The sequence below is a fragment of the Pseudomonas sp. Z4-7 genome, assembly GCF_051131965.1.
Classification (GTDB): Bacteria; Pseudomonadota; Gammaproteobacteria; order Pseudomonadales; family Pseudomonadaceae; genus Aquipseudomonas.
In genome coordinates, this window is record NZ_CP071642.1 from 423,908 (window position 1) to 438,535 (window position 14,628).

Here is a 14,628-nt window from a genome sequence, read left to right on the forward strand (position 1 = left end):
TCCGCTGCCGCACGAGACCTTTCCGATGAAAAGACCGTTCAAACGCTGTCTGTCGATCCTCTGCGGTACCGTCCTGTTGAGCTCCGGCGCGATGGCTGCCGAGGCAGCGTCCTGCCAGACCGTGCGCATGGGCGTGGTCAACTGGACCGACGTGATTGCCACCAGCGGCATGGCCGATGTGCTGCTCACCGGCCTGGGCTACGAAAGCAAGCAGACCAGCGCCGTGCAGCAGATCATCTTCGCCGGCATCCGCGACAAGCGGCTCGACATTTTCCTCGGCTACTGGAAACCGGCGATGGACAAGAACATCGCCCCGTTCCTGGCGGCCAATCAAGTGAAAGTACTGGACAAACCAAGCCTGGCCGACGCCCAGGCGACCCTGGCCGTTCCCGACTACGTGGCGGCGGCGGGGCTCAAGACCTTCGCCGACATCGCCCGATTCAAGGACCAGTTGGGGGCGAAAATCTACGGCATCGAGCCGGGCAGCGGCGCCAATACCACCATCAAGACCATGATCGAGACCAACCACTTCGGTCTCAAGGATTTCAAGCTGATCGAGTCCGGCGAGGCCGGGATGCTGGCGGCGGTGCAGCGGGCAGTCAATCGCAAGGAATTCGTGGTCTTTGTCGGCTGGACCCCACACCCGATGAACATCAACATGAACATCGCTTACCTGACCGGCAGCGAAGATGTCTATGGCCCCAACGAAGGCGCCGCGACGGTCTCCATCGTCACCGCGCCGGACTACGCACAGCGGTGTCCGAACGTGCAGCGGCTGCTGGAGAACCTCACGTTTACCGCTGCCCAGGAGAGCCAGTTGATGGTGCCGATCATGGAGCGCAAGACGCCCCAGGATGTCGCGCGGCAATGGTTGCGCGAGCACCCGGAGGACCTGCAGCGCTGGCTCGCCGGCGTGACCAGCTTCGATGGCAAGGATGGCATCGCGGCGGTGCAGGCCAGTCTCAAGAACTGACCCAGTCTTGCGGGCACTGATAACCCCCGTGGCGAGGGAGCTTGCTCCCGCTCGGTTGCGCAGCAGCCGCCAGGAAGCGAGGGACTGCTGCGCAGCCCAGCGGGAGCGAGCTCCCTCGCCACAAAAGCTTTCGGGCTAAACCGTAGCGTCCACGGCGAACCACAATGGCCTACCCACTCTCCCATGCAATGTCCGCCTTCATCGACAAGACCCTGAGCTTCACCAGCCCGGATGACAGCCTCGCCGGCTCGCGCCAGGCTTACAGCCGGATGTGCCGGGCATTCACCCCGCCGCGCCCATCAACGCTTGCGGTCGAGGATCTGCAACTGGCTGGCGTGGCTGTCCGGGCCTATCACTTGCGTACTTCGCCGCCGCTCGCCGGGTGGCCATGCATTCTTTATCTGCACGGTGGCGGTTGGGTGGTAGGGGACCTGGATTCCCATGATTTCATTTGCATGGAACTGGCCGCGGCCCTCGGCGTGCTGGTGGTGGCGGTGGATTACCGGCTTGCCCCTGAGCATCCGTTTCCCGCTGGGTTCGAAGATTGCCTCACCGTGTGGCGCCACCTGGGGGACCTGCCGTTTGCCATCAACCCTCGGCGCCGGGCCGTAGTGGGCGACAGCGCTGGCGGCAACCTCGCCGCTGCGGTGTGCCTGGCCTTGCGCGATGCAGGGCAGCCTCTGCCCCGGTCGCAGGTGCTGATCTACCCGGCGCTTGGTGGTCCCGAGCATTTACCGTCGCGCACCGAATGTTTCGACGCGCCGCTCTTGAGCCGCAGTGACCTGCAACGCTATGACGCGTGGTACCTGCGTGGTACCCAGCCCTCAGCCTACGCCGCGCCATTGCTCGCCGATGATTTCAGCGGCCTGCCCGCGACGCTGGTTGCCGTGGCGCAATGGGATCCGCTGCGCGACGATGGCGTCCTCTATAACGCGCGCATGAGCGCCGCAGGGGTAGCCTCTGAGTTGTACAACGGCGAGGGTCTGGTCCACGGTTGCCTGCGCGCGCGGGGCCAGGTGCCGGAGGTCGATCAGCTATATCGCAGGCTACTGGCCTACCTGGCCGACACGCTTTGACTGCCGCAGGGCATGCTCATTAAGGTAATTCGGGTTTATGATGCCGGACGGCAGACTAAATAGAAGTCCCCACACGGATGACTCGACCCCTTACGGAGCGCGCAATGCAGACTTTGTACCCGCAGATCAAACCCCATGCCCGGCACGATCTGGCTGTCGATGACACCCACACGCTCTATGTCGATGAAAGCGGCTCGCCGGAAGGCCTGCCTGTCGTGTTCATCCACGGTGGCCCGGGGGCGGGTTGCGATGCGCAAAGCCGTCGCTACTTCGATCCGAATCTGTACCGCATCGTTACGTTCGACCAGCGCGGCTGCGGCCGTTCCACGCCTCACGCCAGCCTGGAAAACAACACCACCTGGGACCTCGTCGAAGACCTGGAGCGCATCCGCAAGCACCTGGGCATCGAAAAGTGGGTGCTGTTCGGCGGCTCCTGGGGCTCGACCCTGGCCCTGGCCTACGCCCAGACTCATCCGGAGCGGGTACATGGCCTGATCTTGCGTGGGATCTTTCTCTGCCGTCCGCAGGAAATCGAATGGTTCTACCAGGCCGGGGCCAGTCGCCTGTTTCCCGATTACTGGCAGGATTACATCGCGCCGATCCCCCTGGATGAGCGCGACGATCTGCTCAGCGCGTTCCACAAACGCCTGACCGGCAACGACCAGATCGCCCAGATGCACGCGGCCAAGGCCTGGTCCACCTGGGAGGGGCGCACCGCAACCCTGCGCCCGAACCCGCTGGTGGTCGATCGTTTCTCCGAGCCGCAGCGAGCGCTGTCGATCGCCCGGATCGAATGCCACTACTTCACCAACAACGCCTTTCTCGAACCCAACCAGTTGATTCGCGACATGGGCAAGATCGCCCATTTGCCGGGCGTCATCGTGCATGGTCGCTACGACGTGATCTGCCCGTTGGACAATGCCTGGGAGCTGCACCAGAACTGGCCCAACAGCGAGCTGCAGGTGATCCGTGACGCCGGCCATGCCGCTTCGGAACCAGGGATTACCGACGCGTTGGTGCGCGCCGCCGCGCAAATGGCCCGCCGCCTGCTCGACCTGCCCCCCGAAGAAGCATGAAGGGGTTGCTGCAGCGGGTTCGCGGCGCCCGGGTCGAAGTCGCGGGCGAGATTGTCGGGGCGGTGGACCATGGCTTGCTGGTGCTGGTAGCCGTCGAGCCTGGGGATACCCGGGCCAGTGCCGACAAACTCCTGCACAAGCTGCTTAACTATCGGGTGTTCAGCGACACCGACGGCAAGATGAACCTGTCCCTGGCGGACGTCGCGGGTGGTTTGCTGCTGGTCTCGCAGTTCACCTTGGCGGCGGACACCAAAAGCGGTCTGCGCCCGAGCTTTTCAACCGCCGCGCCGCCCGTCCTTGGCGAAGAGTTGTACAACTATCTGCTGACCCAGGCGAAACAGGTGCATGGCACCGTGGCATCAGGTAGATTCGGCGCCGACATGCAAGTGCATCTGGTCAATGATGGCCCGGTAACCTTTCTGTTACAGGTCTGAAAGCGTTTGAAACATCTTTTCGGTCCGGTTTCGAGTCAAAACAGGGAGTTTTCTCGATAAATACTTTGCTAGCCCTGATGCGTTGTCACGCGGCCTACTAGATAATCGCGCGCTACGGGGGATCGGCGTTCGCTGGTCCATTTGACTTAGGTAGAGACTTGTCCTGAACCGTTTGGGGAATCATTTTGTCCCTTCGGAGTCGGAACAATGCTCGCCAACTTGGCAAGAGTGGTCCGCAGGAGCGGTTTTTCAGCGCCGTTACCGTGCAGATACTTTATCTGGCCGTTGGTTTTTTGATCTGTTTTCGGCGAGGGTTGCTCGTGATTGTTAGTCCCTGTAATGCACCAAAAATGACTGCCAAACGGTTTAGAAACGCTCTGGTAGCGGGCTCGGCCCTGCTGTGCCTGTTTGGCGCGGGCCAACTGTGGGCATTCAGCCTGGATGATGTATCGGCGAAGGCACAAGAACTGGCCGGGCAGAAATTCGAAGCCCCGCGCAGCAACCTGCCGAACGAATTCCGCGAAATGAAATTCGCCGATTATCAGAAAATCCGTTTCCGCACCGAAAAAGCTGAATGGGCCGACCAGAAGACCCCGTTCAGGCTGTCCTTCTATCACCAGGGCATGCATTTCGACACACCGGTGAAGATCAATGAAATCACCGCGACCACCGTCGAAGAGATCAAATACGACCCGACACGCTTCGATTTCGGTGATGTGAAGTTCGATCCGAAGGCCACCGAACAATTGGGGTACGCGGGTTTCCGCGTGTTGTACCCGATCAACAAGGCCGACAAGCAAGACGAAATCATGACCATGCTCGGCGCCAGCTACTTCCGCGTCATCGGCAAGGGCCAGGTTTATGGCTTGTCCGCTCGCGGCATGGCGATCGATACCGCATTGCCATCGGGTGAAGAGTTCCCTCGTTTTCGTGAGTTCTGGATCCAGCGTCCGAAGCCGACCGACAAGCACCTGGTGATCTTCGCCTTGCTCGATTCGCCACGGGCCACCGGCGCTTATCGCCTGACCGTGCGCCCAGGCACCGATACCGTCGTTGACGTCAAATCGCGTGTTTTCCTGCGTGATCGCGTCAACAAGCTGGGCATCGCCCCGTTGACCAGCATGTTCCTGTTCGGCGCGAATCAGCCGTCCAAGGTCTTGAACTACCGTCGCGAGCTCCACGACTCCAGCGGCCTGTCCATCCATGCCGGCAACGGCGAGTGGATCTGGCGTCCGCTGAACAACCCGAAACACCTGGCCGTGAGCAACTTCTCGGTAGAAAACCCGCGTGGTTTTGGCCTGCTGCAACGTGGTCGTGACTTCAGCCACTACGAAGACCTGGACGACCGCTACGAAAAACGTCCAAGCGCCTGGATCGAACCGAAAGGCGACTGGGGCAAGGGTACCGTAGACCTCGTCGAGATCCCGACCGCCGACGAAACCAACGACAATATCGTTGCGTTCTGGAGCCCGGAAAAACTGCCTGAGCCAGGCCAGCCACTGGACTTCGCCTATCGCCTGCACTGGACACTCGATGAAGCCAGCCTGCACTCGCCAGACAGCGCCTGGGTCAAGCAGACCCTGCGTTCCACGGGTGACGTGAAGCAGTCCAACCTGATTCGCCAGCCGGATGGCAGCGTGGCCTACCTGGTCGATTTCGAAGGCCCGTCCCTGCAAGCCCTGCCTGAAGACGCCGAGGTGCGTAGCCAGGTGAGCGTGGGTGACAACGGCGAAATCGTCGAGAACAGCGTGCGCTACAACCCTGAAACCAAGGGCTGGCGCCTGACGTTGCGCCTGAAGATCAAGGATCCGGGCAAGGCGACCGAGATGCGTGCCGCGTTGGTCCGGCCGCTGGTTCCTGTAGAGCTGCCGGCTACCTCGCATTCCGTGACCACGCTGGCCAAGGCCGACAAGGTCGCCAAGCAGCAGAGCGAGAAAGAGAAAGCCAACGAACAGGCCGGCGAGCAGCAGGAAGCCAAGGCCGTCAAGGCGTCCACCGCCGCCGCCGAGCCGACCCCAACCCCGCAGGAACCGGAGCAGACTGAACAAGTCCTGACCGAGACCTGGAGCTATCAGTTGCCTGCCGATGAGTAATACTTCCGTACAGCCAGTGTCTCTGAGCGAGTATCTGGCCCATTTGCCGATGACCGACGAGCAGCGCGCCGAACTGGCGGGCTGCAAGTCCTTCAGCGAATTGCATGAACGCCTGGCTTCGTCGACGTTCGATGCGCCCGACGAGGCAGCCCAAGCCTCGGTGGGCCGTCGCCTGGCGCTCAGCACTGCCGAGGAGCTCGAGGACGCCGAAATGCTGGCCCTCGATTCCAGTGGCCGTGTATGCCTGAAGGCTACTCCGCCGATTCGCCGGACCAAGGTCGTGCCGGAGCCATGGCGCACCAACATCCTGGTACGCGCCTGGCGCCGCCTGACCGGTCGCACCAACCCGCCGAAGCCGCCCAAGGACGAGCGCGTCTTGCCGCATGCGCGCTGGCGTACCGTGGGTTCGATCCGCCGCTACATCCTGTTGATCCTGATGCTCGGCCAGACCATCGTGGCCGGCTGGTACATGAAAGGCATCATGCCGTACCAGGGCTGGTCGCTGGTGGACCTGGATGAAGTGCTGCATCAGCCGCTGCTGCAGACGGCCACGCAAGTGCTGCCATACGCGCTGCAAACCAGCATTCTGATTCTGTTCGGGATCCTGTTCTGCTGGGTCTCGGCCGGTTTCTGGACCGCGCTGATGGGTTTCCTCGAACTGCTTACCGGGCATGACAAGTACCGCATCTCCGGTGCCAGCGCCGGTAACGAGCCAATTCCCAAGGATGCCCGCACCGCCCTGGTGATGCCGATCTGTAACGAGGACGTGCCACGGGTATTCGCCGGTCTGCGCGCCACGTTCGAGTCGGTTGCGGCCACGGGTGACCTGGACCGCTTCGACTTCTTCGTGCTCAGCGACAGTAACGAAACCGATATCTGCGTCGCCGAGCAGCAGGCCTGGCTGGATGTCTGCCGTGAAACGGGGGGCTTCGGCAAGATCTTCTATCGTCGCCGCCGTCGCCGCGTGAAACGCAAGAGCGGCAACCTCGACGACTTCTGTCGTCGCTGGGGCAGCGACTACAAGTACATGGTCGTGCTCGACGCCGACAGTGTCATGAGCGGCGAATGCCTGACCAGCCTGGTGCGCCTGATGGAAGCCACGCCGGACGCAGGCATCATCCAGACCGCACCGCGTGCCTCGGGCATGGACACGCTGTATGCGCGCATGCAGCAGTTCGCCACACGGGTCTACGGTCCGCTGTTCACCGCCGGCCTGCACTTCTGGCAACTGGGCGAGTCGCACTACTGGGGCCACAACGCGATCATCCGCATGAAGCCGTTTATCGACCACTGCGCCCTGGCGCCGTTGCCCGGTAAAGGTGCCTTCTCCGGTGCGATCCTCTCCCACGACTTTGTCGAAGCCGCGCTGATGCGCCGTGCCGGCTGGGGCGTGTGGATTGCCTATGACCTGCCGGGCAGCTACGAAGAGCTGCCACCGAACCTGCTGGACGAACTCAAGCGTGATCGTCGCTGGTGCCACGGCAACCTGATGAACTTCCGGCTGTTCCTGGTCAAGGGCATGCACCCGGTGCACCGTGCGGTGTTCCTGACCGGGGTGATGTCCTACCTGTCGGCACCGCTGTGGTTCTTCTTCCTGGTGCTGTCCACCGCGCTGCTGGCGGTGAACACACTGATGGAACCGCAGTACTTCCTTGAGCCGCGTCAGTTGTATCCGCTGTGGCCACAATGGCATCCGGAAAAAGCCATCGCGCTGTTCTCGACCACCATCGTGCTGCTGTTCCTGCCCAAGCTCTTGAGCATCGTGTTGATCTGGGCGAAAGGCGCGAAGGAGTTCGGCGGCAAGTTCAAGGTCACGATGTCGATGCTGCTGGAAATGCTGTTCTCCATGCTGTTGGCGCCGGTGCGCATGATCTTCCATACCCGTTTCGTGCTGGCCGCCTTCCTGGGCTGGGCCGCGACCTGGAACTCGCCCAAGCGTGACGATGACTCCACGCCTTGGAGCGAAGCCATCAAGCGCCACGGACCGCAGACCCTGCTGGGCTTCTTCTGGGCCTTGCTGGTGATCTGGCTGAACCCGAGCTTCCTGTGGTGGCTCGTGCCGATTGTCGGCTCGCTGATGTTGTCGATCCCGGTTTCGGTGATCTCCAGCCGCGTGGGCCTGGGCTTGAAGTCCCGTGATGAAAGCCTGTTCCTGATTCCCGAGGAATACGCGCCGCCACAGGAACTGCTGTCGACTGACCAGTACACCCATGAAAACCGTTGGCACGCGCTGAACGACGGCTTCATCCGGGCGGTGGTCGATCCGCGACAGAACGCCCTGGCGTACGCATTGGCTACCTCCCGTCACGGCAAGGCCGAGCCGATCGAATGGCTGCGCGTCGAGCGCGTCCGTCATGCCTTGAAGGTCGGCCCGGCCGGGCTCAACAACGCCGAGCGATTGGCGCTGCTGAGCGATCCGGTGGCCCTGTCCCGCCTGCATGAGCAGGTCTGGAGCGAGGCGCATCCCGAGTGGCTGGCGGCGTGGCGTGAATCGGTCAAGGCTGATCCACATGCACCGTTGCTGCCGCTTCAACCGGTGGGCGCACAGCCTCAACTGGCCTGATACACAAAAAGCCCCGCTTCTGAAAAGAAGCGGGGCTTTTTGTTGGGCGCATTTTTATCGATGGTTCGCTCTTGTGGCGAGGGAGCTTGCTCCCGACCTGCGTGCCTTGATATGTGCCGAGCTGCTAAACCCGGTCGTTGAACCGACAGGTACCTGAAAACAGTAGAACCCAAGGCCAAGGCGCACAAGTCGGCGGGTTCTGGTGTCGTTGTAGGCAAAGGAGCAAGACGTCGTAGCCTTGAGCTGACCGATTGTTAGATGCAGATAATTTTGTGTGTATATCCGTTATTTAGGTCACGGCGGCTTATGGTTTCGCCCTTACGGCGACTCACTTTTTTTCAGACGCCAAAAAAAGTAAGCAAAAAAGGCTTTGCCCCACCACTCGGCACCTCGCCGAGGCTCGGTGTGCCCTCACTCCGGCATTGCTCCGTGGGCCCGCCGCGAAGGGCCGTCCCTGGCCCAGCGCGGCTATCCCGGCATCCATGCCGGGATGCCCACTGCGCAATGCCTGCGTTCGGCCAGCGTGGTTAACGGGGCGCCTCAGATCAAGATCAAGATCAAAAGCAAGGCGGCCTGGCAGCCGACCTTATTCTCACGGCGGTACGCTGATTCCAATGTGGGAGCGAGCTTGCTCGCGATGGCGGCCTTGCAGCCGGACAGGTTTGTTGGCCGGGTACATATCCTTTGCTGCGGTAACGGCTGCTTAGGGTTTCGCCCTTACGGCGGCTCACTTTTTTCAAACGCTAAAAAAGTAACCAAAAGGCTTTGCGGTATGAGTCAACCACATAGGTTACAAATCAGTTCACTCACATAGGTAACAGTTTTTAACTGGCAGGGTCGGTTTCCGGATGACCATGCCATGCCGAGGCGGCCTTATAGCCGACCTGTTTCTTTGGCTTTATTCCAACCCATTGTGGGAGCGAGCCTGCTCGCGAAGAGGCCGCCAGATCCGACATCTTCATCAACCGTGGCACCGCCTTCGCGAGCAGGCTCGCTCTCACAGGTGTTTTGTGTCGCCTACAAAATAGTGGTTGAACGCAGAGGCATTTTGGGAGCGAGCTGGTCGCGAAGAGGCCGGCAGATCCGACATCTTCATCAACTGTGGCACCGCCTTCGCGAGCAGGCTCGCTCCTACAGGTGTTTGGGCGTCTGCAAGGCGATGGTCGGACGCAGAGCCATCAGCAGCCGTTACCGCAGCAATGGATAAACCCGCACAGTCCTAAAGGGGGCGACTGCGTCACCCAGCGGGAGCAAGCTCCCTCGCCACGGTGTCAGTTGTGCTCAAGCATCAAACCCTGAACCGCCCCACCAATGTTTGCAAATGAACCCCCAGCCGCGCCAGTTCGGCACTGGAGGCGGCAGTCTCTTCACTGGACGAAGCCGTCTGCTCTGACACATCTCGCACATTCAACACGCTACGGTTGATCTCCTCCGCCACCGCACTCTGCTGCTCGGCCGCCGCTGCGATCTGCTGGTTCATCGACTGGATCGCCGACACCGTGCGAGTGATGTTTTCCAGCGAGCCGCCGGCGCGGCGGGTCAGTTCGACGCTGCTGTCGGTCAGGCTGCGGCTGTTGTCCATGATGGTCGCGACCTGTTCGGTACCCGCTTGCAGGCCGACGATCAATTCTTCGATTTCCTCGGTGGACTTTTGGGTGCGCTGGGCCAGGCTGCGAACTTCGTCAGCCACCACGGCGAAGCCGCGCCCGGCTTCACCGGCTCGGGCTGCCTCGATGGCCGCGTTGAGGGCCAGCAGGTTGGTTTGCTGGGCCACGGACTTGATCACGTCCAGGACGCTGCCGATCTTGTCGCTTTCGCGCTTCAAGTCACCCATGGCGGCGGTAGAGTTGCCCACTTCTCGCGCCAGGCGCTCGATCTGGGCGATGGCTTCGCCGACGACCTTGTCACCTTCGCGGGCCTGTTGGTCGGCGGCGACGGCGGCTTCGGAGGCTTCCTCGGCGTTGCGCGCCACTTCCTGCACGGTGGCGGTCATTTCGTGCATGGCGGTGGCGACCTGATCGGTCTCGATCTTTTGGCTGTTGACCCCGGCGCTGGTCTGTTCGGTCACCGCCGAGAGTTGTTCAGCAGCGCTGGCGATCTGGGTAACGCCTTCACCGATGCCGCCGATCAACTGCCGCAAGCCAACGGTCATGCGTTGCATGGCGCGTTGCAATTGACCGAGTTCGTCACGGCGTTCGGACGTCAGGTTGTGGGTAAGATCGCCCGCGGCGACGCGTTCTGCCACCTTCAGGGTCTCATCCAGCGGGCCGACGATCTGCCGGGTGATGAGCAAGGCGGCGATCACACCGAACAGCAGCGCCAGTGCGGCGGCTGCGATCAGAACGGTCTTGGCCTGAGCGGTGTCGTGGTCGCGCACGGCCGTCTGGGACGCGGTGAGCTTCTGGCTGGAGTCGATCAGGACCTGGCCTTGCTCGCTCATACGCTGCAGAGCGGCACCGTTATCAAGTTGGGAGTCACGGAACTGGCTGACTGCCGCCCGGTAGATGTTCATCGAGTCGCTGGCCTGCTGGAGCCTGTCGGCGTGTTCCTCAGGCAACTGGGCTGGCAAGCGTGCCAGCAGTTTCAGGACATCGGTAATTGCATCGATGGCCGGCTGTTGGGCCTCGCTTTTGCCGCTGTAGGTGTAACCGCGAACCTGATAGCGTGCCTGTTGAATCGCCTTGCTCAAGGTCACCACGCTGTTGAACTGGGTGATGTCGGCGCCCTGCAGCAGCGCTTTTTCCACTTCGGCGACGCGGGCTACGGTGTTATCGGCACTGGCGCCCAGCTTGCCGCGGGCATCTTCGCGGCTGACGGTGGCGCTGGTCATCTGGGCGAAGGCGCTTTTGTATTCGGCGACGGCGGCCAGTTGCTTGTCGATCAACGCCACGTCGTCAGGCTGTTCGATCATCTCGCGAGCTGTCTTCAACCCGGCTTCGAGCTTGCCGAGCAGGTCGTTGACCTGTTGCGGGCCTTTTTCGCCACGCGTGGTGTTGTAGTCGATGCTGGCGAGGTCCAGGTCCTTGCTCAGGTCGTTCAGGCTGGCAATGACCCCCAGCTTGTCACCCCGGCTGATGACATTGCCCAGGCCGGACCAGCCGGTGAACGCGATCATCAAGGTGAGGAACAGCACCAGGCCGAAGCCGAAGCCAAGTTTGCGATTAACGCTTACGTTTCCCAGACCCTGGGCAAGCCACCGGAACATGCTGATACTCCCTTGGAGCGTTGAATTGGTTTTATGGGGACTGTATCGGCGGCTTTGGCAGGAGCTGTAGAAAATAGACGCGGCGGGTCTTTTTCGTGGCGAGGGAGCTTGCTCCCGCTTGGTCGCGAAGCGACCACCCGGGGGCAGGAATTTACGACTGCTTCGCAGCCGAGCGGGAGCAAGCTCCCTCGCCACGGGAAAGCAAACAGGTCGTTAGAACAGCCGTGCAAGCAGGGCCGTGACGGCGGTCTCGACCCGCAGGATCCGTTCGCCAAGCTGCACCGGTTGCAGGCCGGCCTTGCCCAGCAGGTCGATTTCGTAGGGGATCCAGCCGCCTTCCGGGCCAATGGCCAAGGTCACCGGTTCTGTCAGCGCACGCGGGCAGGGCGGGTGATTGCCAGGATGGCCGACCAGCCCGAGGGTGCCTTCGACGATGGCGGGCAGGCGATCTTCGACGAAGGGCTTGAAGCGTTTTTCAATGATGATTTCCGGCAGCACGCTGTCCCGGGCCTGCTCCAGGCCAAGAATCAGTTGTTCGCGAATCGCCTCGGGTTCCAGGAAGGGCGTCTGCCAGAAGCTTTTTTCCACACGATAACTATTTACCAGCACCACGCGCGGCACGCCCATGGTGGCGACGGTCTGGAACACCCGCCGGAGCATCTTCGGACGCGGCAATGCCAGCACCAGGGTCAGCGGCAACTTGGCCGGCGGCGGCTGGTCGAGGGTCACTTGCAGTTCGGCTTCGCGAGCTTCCAGGCGCAACACCTGGGCGGTGCCCATCAGGCCGCCGATACGGCCGACCCGCAAGCTGTCGCCGACGGCGCTGCGGTGGACTTCCTGCATGTGTGTCAGGCGGCGATCGCTCAGGATGACGCGGTCCGGCTCGATGAAATCGGCCTCTTCGAGCAGCAGCAGGTTCACGCTTGGGTCGCTGGCGGCTGGTCGTTGTGGTCGTCGACCGGCTGGTCCTCGGGTTCTTCTTCGCGGCGCTTGCGCACCAGGCCGCCGAACAGGATGCCGATCTCGAACAGCAGCCACATCGGCACGGCCAGCAAGGTCTGGGAGAAAATATCCGGCGGCGTGAGGATCATGCCGACCACGAAGCAACCGATGATCACGTACGGACGGATTTTCTTCAGGTAGGCGACGTCGACCACGCCGATCCACACCAGCAATACCACCGCCACGGGAATCTCGAACGCCACGCCAAAGGCGAAGAACAGCGTCATGACGAAATCCAGGTAGCTGGTAATGTCGGTCATCATTTCCACGCCTGCCGGGGTGGCGGCGGCGAAGAACTTGAAGATCAGCGGGAATACGAAGAAGTAGGCGAAGGCCATGCCGGTGTAGAACAGCAGGATGCTCGACACCAGCAGCGGCACGGCGATGCGTTTTTCATGCTTGTACAGGCCCGGAGCGATGAAGCCCCAGATCTGATGCAGGATCACCGGGATCGCCAGGAACAGCGAGACCATCATCGTCAGTTTCAACGGCGTCAGGAACGGCGACGAGACATCGGTGGCGATCATCGTCGCGCCTACCGGCAGGTACTCGCGCAGCGGCGTGGAGACGAAGGTGTAGATCTGCTGGGTGAAGGCAAACAGCCCGGCAAAGATGATGAACACCGCCGCGACGCAGCGCAGCAGGCGGGTGCGCAACTCGGTGAGGTGCGATACCAGCGGCATCGGCTGGTCGTTTTCAGGGATATCGCTCATGGGGCTCGCGGCGGCAGAGTGGAGTCGTTGGGAGTCGGGGGCGTCGCAGTCACCGGATCAACCGGTTTGGCCGGTTCAGCGACCACTGGCGCAGCTTCGACCGCCGGGACCTGGGGAGCAATCGTCGGCTCGGCCACGGGCTGGACCGGCGTCGGCTCCTGCTGGGTCGGCGAGAAGATCTTCCGTGCTTCCTGTTCCAGGGACAGGATGTGTTCGTTGTGCAGTTGCCGACGGATGTCGTCGGCACCGATTTCACGTTCAACTTCCTGTTTGATCGCATTGAAGCTGCGCTTCAGGCGCCCGATCCACAGACCGGCGGTGCGCGCAGCGCCCGGCAGGCGTTCGGGGCCCAATACCAGCAGGGCGACGAGGCCGACGAGCAGCAGTTCAGTGAAGCTGATCCCAAACATTAGTCAGTGCTCACGAGTCTTTGCGGATTGGCTCTTCGACTTTCTGGGCCTGCACGTCGATGGTGTTCGGCGCATTCACAGGCTGCGTGGCTTGTGGGTGTACCGGTTGGGCCGGCTGTGCCGGTTGCGCCGGGGTGGCCTGTGGGTCGGCCGGTTTTTCGTCATCGTTCATGGCCTTGCGAAAGCCCTTGATCGACTCACCGACGTCGGTGCCGAGGTTTTTCAGTTTCTTGGTGCCGAACACCAGCACCACGACCACCAGAATGACGACCCAATGTTTCCAGTCAAAAATACCCATGTGGCTGTTCCTCTCAAAAGTTGATCAGGCGGACGGGCGCGAGGCTTTCTCGACGTGCCCGGACAGACCGAAGCGACGGTCCAATTCATCCAGTACGGCCTGCGGATGCTGCCCCAGTTGGGCGAGCATGACGAGGCTGTGGAACCACAGGTCGGCGGTCTCGTAGATCACGTCGCTGCAGTCGCCGCTGATGGCAGCGTCCTTGGCGGCAATGATGGTTTCGACCGACTCTTCGCCGACCTTTTCCAGAATCTTGTTCAAACCCTTGTGGTACAGGCTGGCGACATAGGAGCTGTCGGCCGCGGCGCCCTTGCGCTCTTCCAGCACCTGGGCCAGGCGGGTCAGGGTGTCACTCATGGTTGTGTCCTGAATAAATGGCGTGCGGGTCCTTGAGTACCGGGTCGACGGTTTTCCAGTCGCCGTTCTCGAAGACACGGTAGAAGCAGCTTTGACGGCCGGTATGGCAGGCGATTTCACCGACCTGTTCGACCATCAGGATAATGACGTCGCCGTCGCAGTCCAGGCGCATCTCGTGCAGGTGTTGCACGTGCCCGGACTCTTCACCCTTGCGCCACAGCTTGCCACGGGAACGTGACCAATAGATGGCGCGATTCTCGGCAGCGGTCAGGGCCAGCGCCTCGCGGTTCATCCAGGCCATCATCAGCACGCGCCCGGTCTTGTGATCCTGGGCGATCGCCGGCACCAGGCCGTCGGCGTCCCATTTGATCTCGTCCTGCCAGTTTTTCATCTTCGACTCCGACCATGGGCCGCGCACTTCCAGTCGG

13 protein-coding genes are annotated in these 14,628 nt (G+C 61.8%); 6 read left to right on the forward strand and 7 right to left on the reverse strand.

The window, feature by feature from the left end; genetic code table 11:
- Positions 1 to 25 precede the first annotated feature (25 nt).
- The 6 genes from J3P91_RS01845 to mdoH all read left to right on the forward strand — a co-directional run bounded on the left by J3P91_RS01845 (position 26) and on the right by mdoH (position 8,215).
- Positions 26 to 973, forward strand: a complete 948-nt coding sequence (locus J3P91_RS01845) for a choline ABC transporter substrate-binding protein (protein ID WP_434602570.1) — start codon at positions 26 to 28, stop codon at positions 971 to 973.
- A 164-nt stretch (positions 974 to 1,137) separates the two neighbouring features.
- Positions 1,138 to 2,049 (forward strand): alpha/beta hydrolase, encoded by a 912-nt coding sequence (locus J3P91_RS01850; RefSeq protein WP_434602571.1) that lies wholly within the window; start codon positions 1,138 to 1,140, stop codon positions 2,047 to 2,049.
- Between the two features lie 104 nt (positions 2,050 to 2,153).
- Positions 2,154 to 3,125, forward strand: coding sequence for a prolyl aminopeptidase (gene pip / locus J3P91_RS01855; protein ID WP_003196909.1), 972 nt, complete (start codon positions 2,154 to 2,156; stop codon positions 3,123 to 3,125).
- Positions 3,122 to 3,559: a D-aminoacyl-tRNA deacylase gene (gene dtd / locus J3P91_RS01860; protein WP_434602572.1), complete on the forward strand. Its 438-nt coding sequence runs from the start codon at positions 3,122 to 3,124 to the stop codon at positions 3,557 to 3,559. The genes pip and dtd overlap by 4 nt, the downstream gene beginning before the upstream one ends.
- Positions 3,560 to 3,909: 350 nt before the next feature.
- On the forward strand, positions 3,910 to 5,652 hold the full coding sequence (locus J3P91_RS01865) for a glucan biosynthesis protein G (RefSeq protein ID WP_434602573.1): 1,743 nt from the start codon (positions 3,910 to 3,912) through the stop codon (positions 5,650 to 5,652).
- On the forward strand, positions 5,645 to 8,215 hold the full coding sequence (mdoH, locus tag J3P91_RS01870; RefSeq protein ID WP_434570189.1) for a glucans biosynthesis glucosyltransferase MdoH: 2,571 nt from the start codon (positions 5,645 to 5,647) through the stop codon (positions 8,213 to 8,215). The genes J3P91_RS01865 and mdoH overlap by 8 nt, the downstream gene beginning before the upstream one ends.
- A gap of 1,288 nt (positions 8,216 to 9,503) precedes the next feature.
- Here mdoH and J3P91_RS01875 read toward each other — a convergent pair.
- The 7 genes from J3P91_RS01875 to hisI all read right to left on the reverse strand — a co-directional run bounded on the left by J3P91_RS01875 (position 9,504) and on the right by hisI (position 14,591).
- Complete coding sequence (locus J3P91_RS01875) at positions 9,504 to 11,420, reverse strand: methyl-accepting chemotaxis protein (protein WP_434602574.1); 1,917 nt, start codon at positions 11,418 to 11,420, stop codon at positions 9,504 to 9,506.
- A gap of 213 nt (positions 11,421 to 11,633) precedes the next feature.
- Positions 11,634 to 12,341, reverse strand: coding sequence for a 16S rRNA (uracil(1498)-N(3))-methyltransferase (locus J3P91_RS01880; RefSeq protein WP_434570184.1), 708 nt, complete (start codon positions 12,339 to 12,341; stop codon positions 11,634 to 11,636).
- Positions 12,338 to 13,135, reverse strand: coding sequence for a twin-arginine translocase subunit TatC (tatC, locus tag J3P91_RS01885; protein WP_305497375.1), 798 nt, complete (start codon positions 13,133 to 13,135; stop codon positions 12,338 to 12,340). Before tatC ends, J3P91_RS01880 begins: the two co-directional genes overlap by 4 nt.
- Positions 13,132 to 13,545 carry a Sec-independent protein translocase protein TatB gene (gene tatB, locus J3P91_RS01890; RefSeq protein ID WP_434602575.1) on the reverse strand — a complete coding sequence of 138 codons (414 nt, stop codon included), beginning with the start codon at positions 13,543 to 13,545 and terminating at the stop codon, positions 13,132 to 13,134. The genes tatC and tatB overlap by 4 nt, the downstream gene beginning before the upstream one ends.
- 10 nt (positions 13,546 to 13,555) lie before the next feature.
- A complete protein-coding gene (locus tag J3P91_RS01895; protein ID WP_434570180.1) occupies positions 13,556 to 13,843 on the reverse strand; it encodes a twin-arginine translocase TatA/TatE family subunit in 288 nt (95 codons plus the stop codon).
- A gap of 24 nt (positions 13,844 to 13,867) precedes the next feature.
- Complete coding sequence (locus J3P91_RS01900) at positions 13,868 to 14,200, reverse strand: phosphoribosyl-ATP diphosphatase (protein ID WP_003186671.1); 333 nt, start codon at positions 14,198 to 14,200, stop codon at positions 13,868 to 13,870.
- Positions 14,193 to 14,591, reverse strand: a complete 399-nt coding sequence (gene hisI, locus J3P91_RS01905) for a phosphoribosyl-AMP cyclohydrolase (protein ID WP_305497371.1) — start codon at positions 14,589 to 14,591, stop codon at positions 14,193 to 14,195. Before hisI ends, J3P91_RS01900 begins: the two co-directional genes overlap by 8 nt.
- Between the last annotated feature and the right edge of the window lie 37 nt (positions 14,592 to 14,628).

Bases quoted from the DNA above. Each gene is read 5' to 3' on its own strand.
- J3P91_RS01845 (WP_434602570.1), top strand. From the start codon at position 26: ATGAAAAGACCGTTCAAACGCTGTCTGTCGATCCTCTGCGGTACCGTC.
- J3P91_RS01850 (WP_434602571.1), top strand. From the start codon at position 1,138: ATGGCCTACCCACTCTCCCATGCAATGTCCGCCTTCATCGACAAGACC.
- pip (WP_003196909.1), top strand. From the start codon at position 2,154: ATGCAGACTTTGTACCCGCAGATCAAACCCCATGCCCGGCACGATCTG.
- dtd (WP_434602572.1), top strand. From the start codon at position 3,122: ATGAAGGGGTTGCTGCAGCGGGTTCGCGGCGCCCGGGTCGAAGTCGCG.
- J3P91_RS01865 (WP_434602573.1), top strand. From the start codon at position 3,910: ATGACTGCCAAACGGTTTAGAAACGCTCTGGTAGCGGGCTCGGCCCTG.
- mdoH (WP_434570189.1), top strand. From the start codon at position 5,645: ATGAGTAATACTTCCGTACAGCCAGTGTCTCTGAGCGAGTATCTGGCC.
- J3P91_RS01875 (WP_434602574.1), bottom strand. From the start codon at position 11,420: ATGTTCCGGTGGCTTGCCCAGGGTCTGGGAAACGTAAGCGTTAATCGC.
- tatC (WP_305497375.1), bottom strand. From the start codon at position 13,135: ATGAGCGATATCCCTGAAAACGACCAGCCGATGCCGCTGGTATCGCAC.
- tatB (WP_434602575.1), bottom strand. From the start codon at position 13,545: ATGTTTGGGATCAGCTTCACTGAACTGCTGCTCGTCGGCCTCGTCGCC.
- J3P91_RS01895 (WP_434570180.1), bottom strand. From the start codon at position 13,843: ATGGGTATTTTTGACTGGAAACATTGGGTCGTCATTCTGGTGGTCGTG.
- J3P91_RS01900 (WP_003186671.1), bottom strand. From the start codon at position 14,200: ATGAGTGACACCCTGACCCGCCTGGCCCAGGTGCTGGAAGAGCGCAAG.
- hisI (WP_305497371.1), bottom strand. From the start codon at position 14,591: ATGAAAAACTGGCAGGACGAGATCAAATGGGACGCCGACGGCCTGGTG.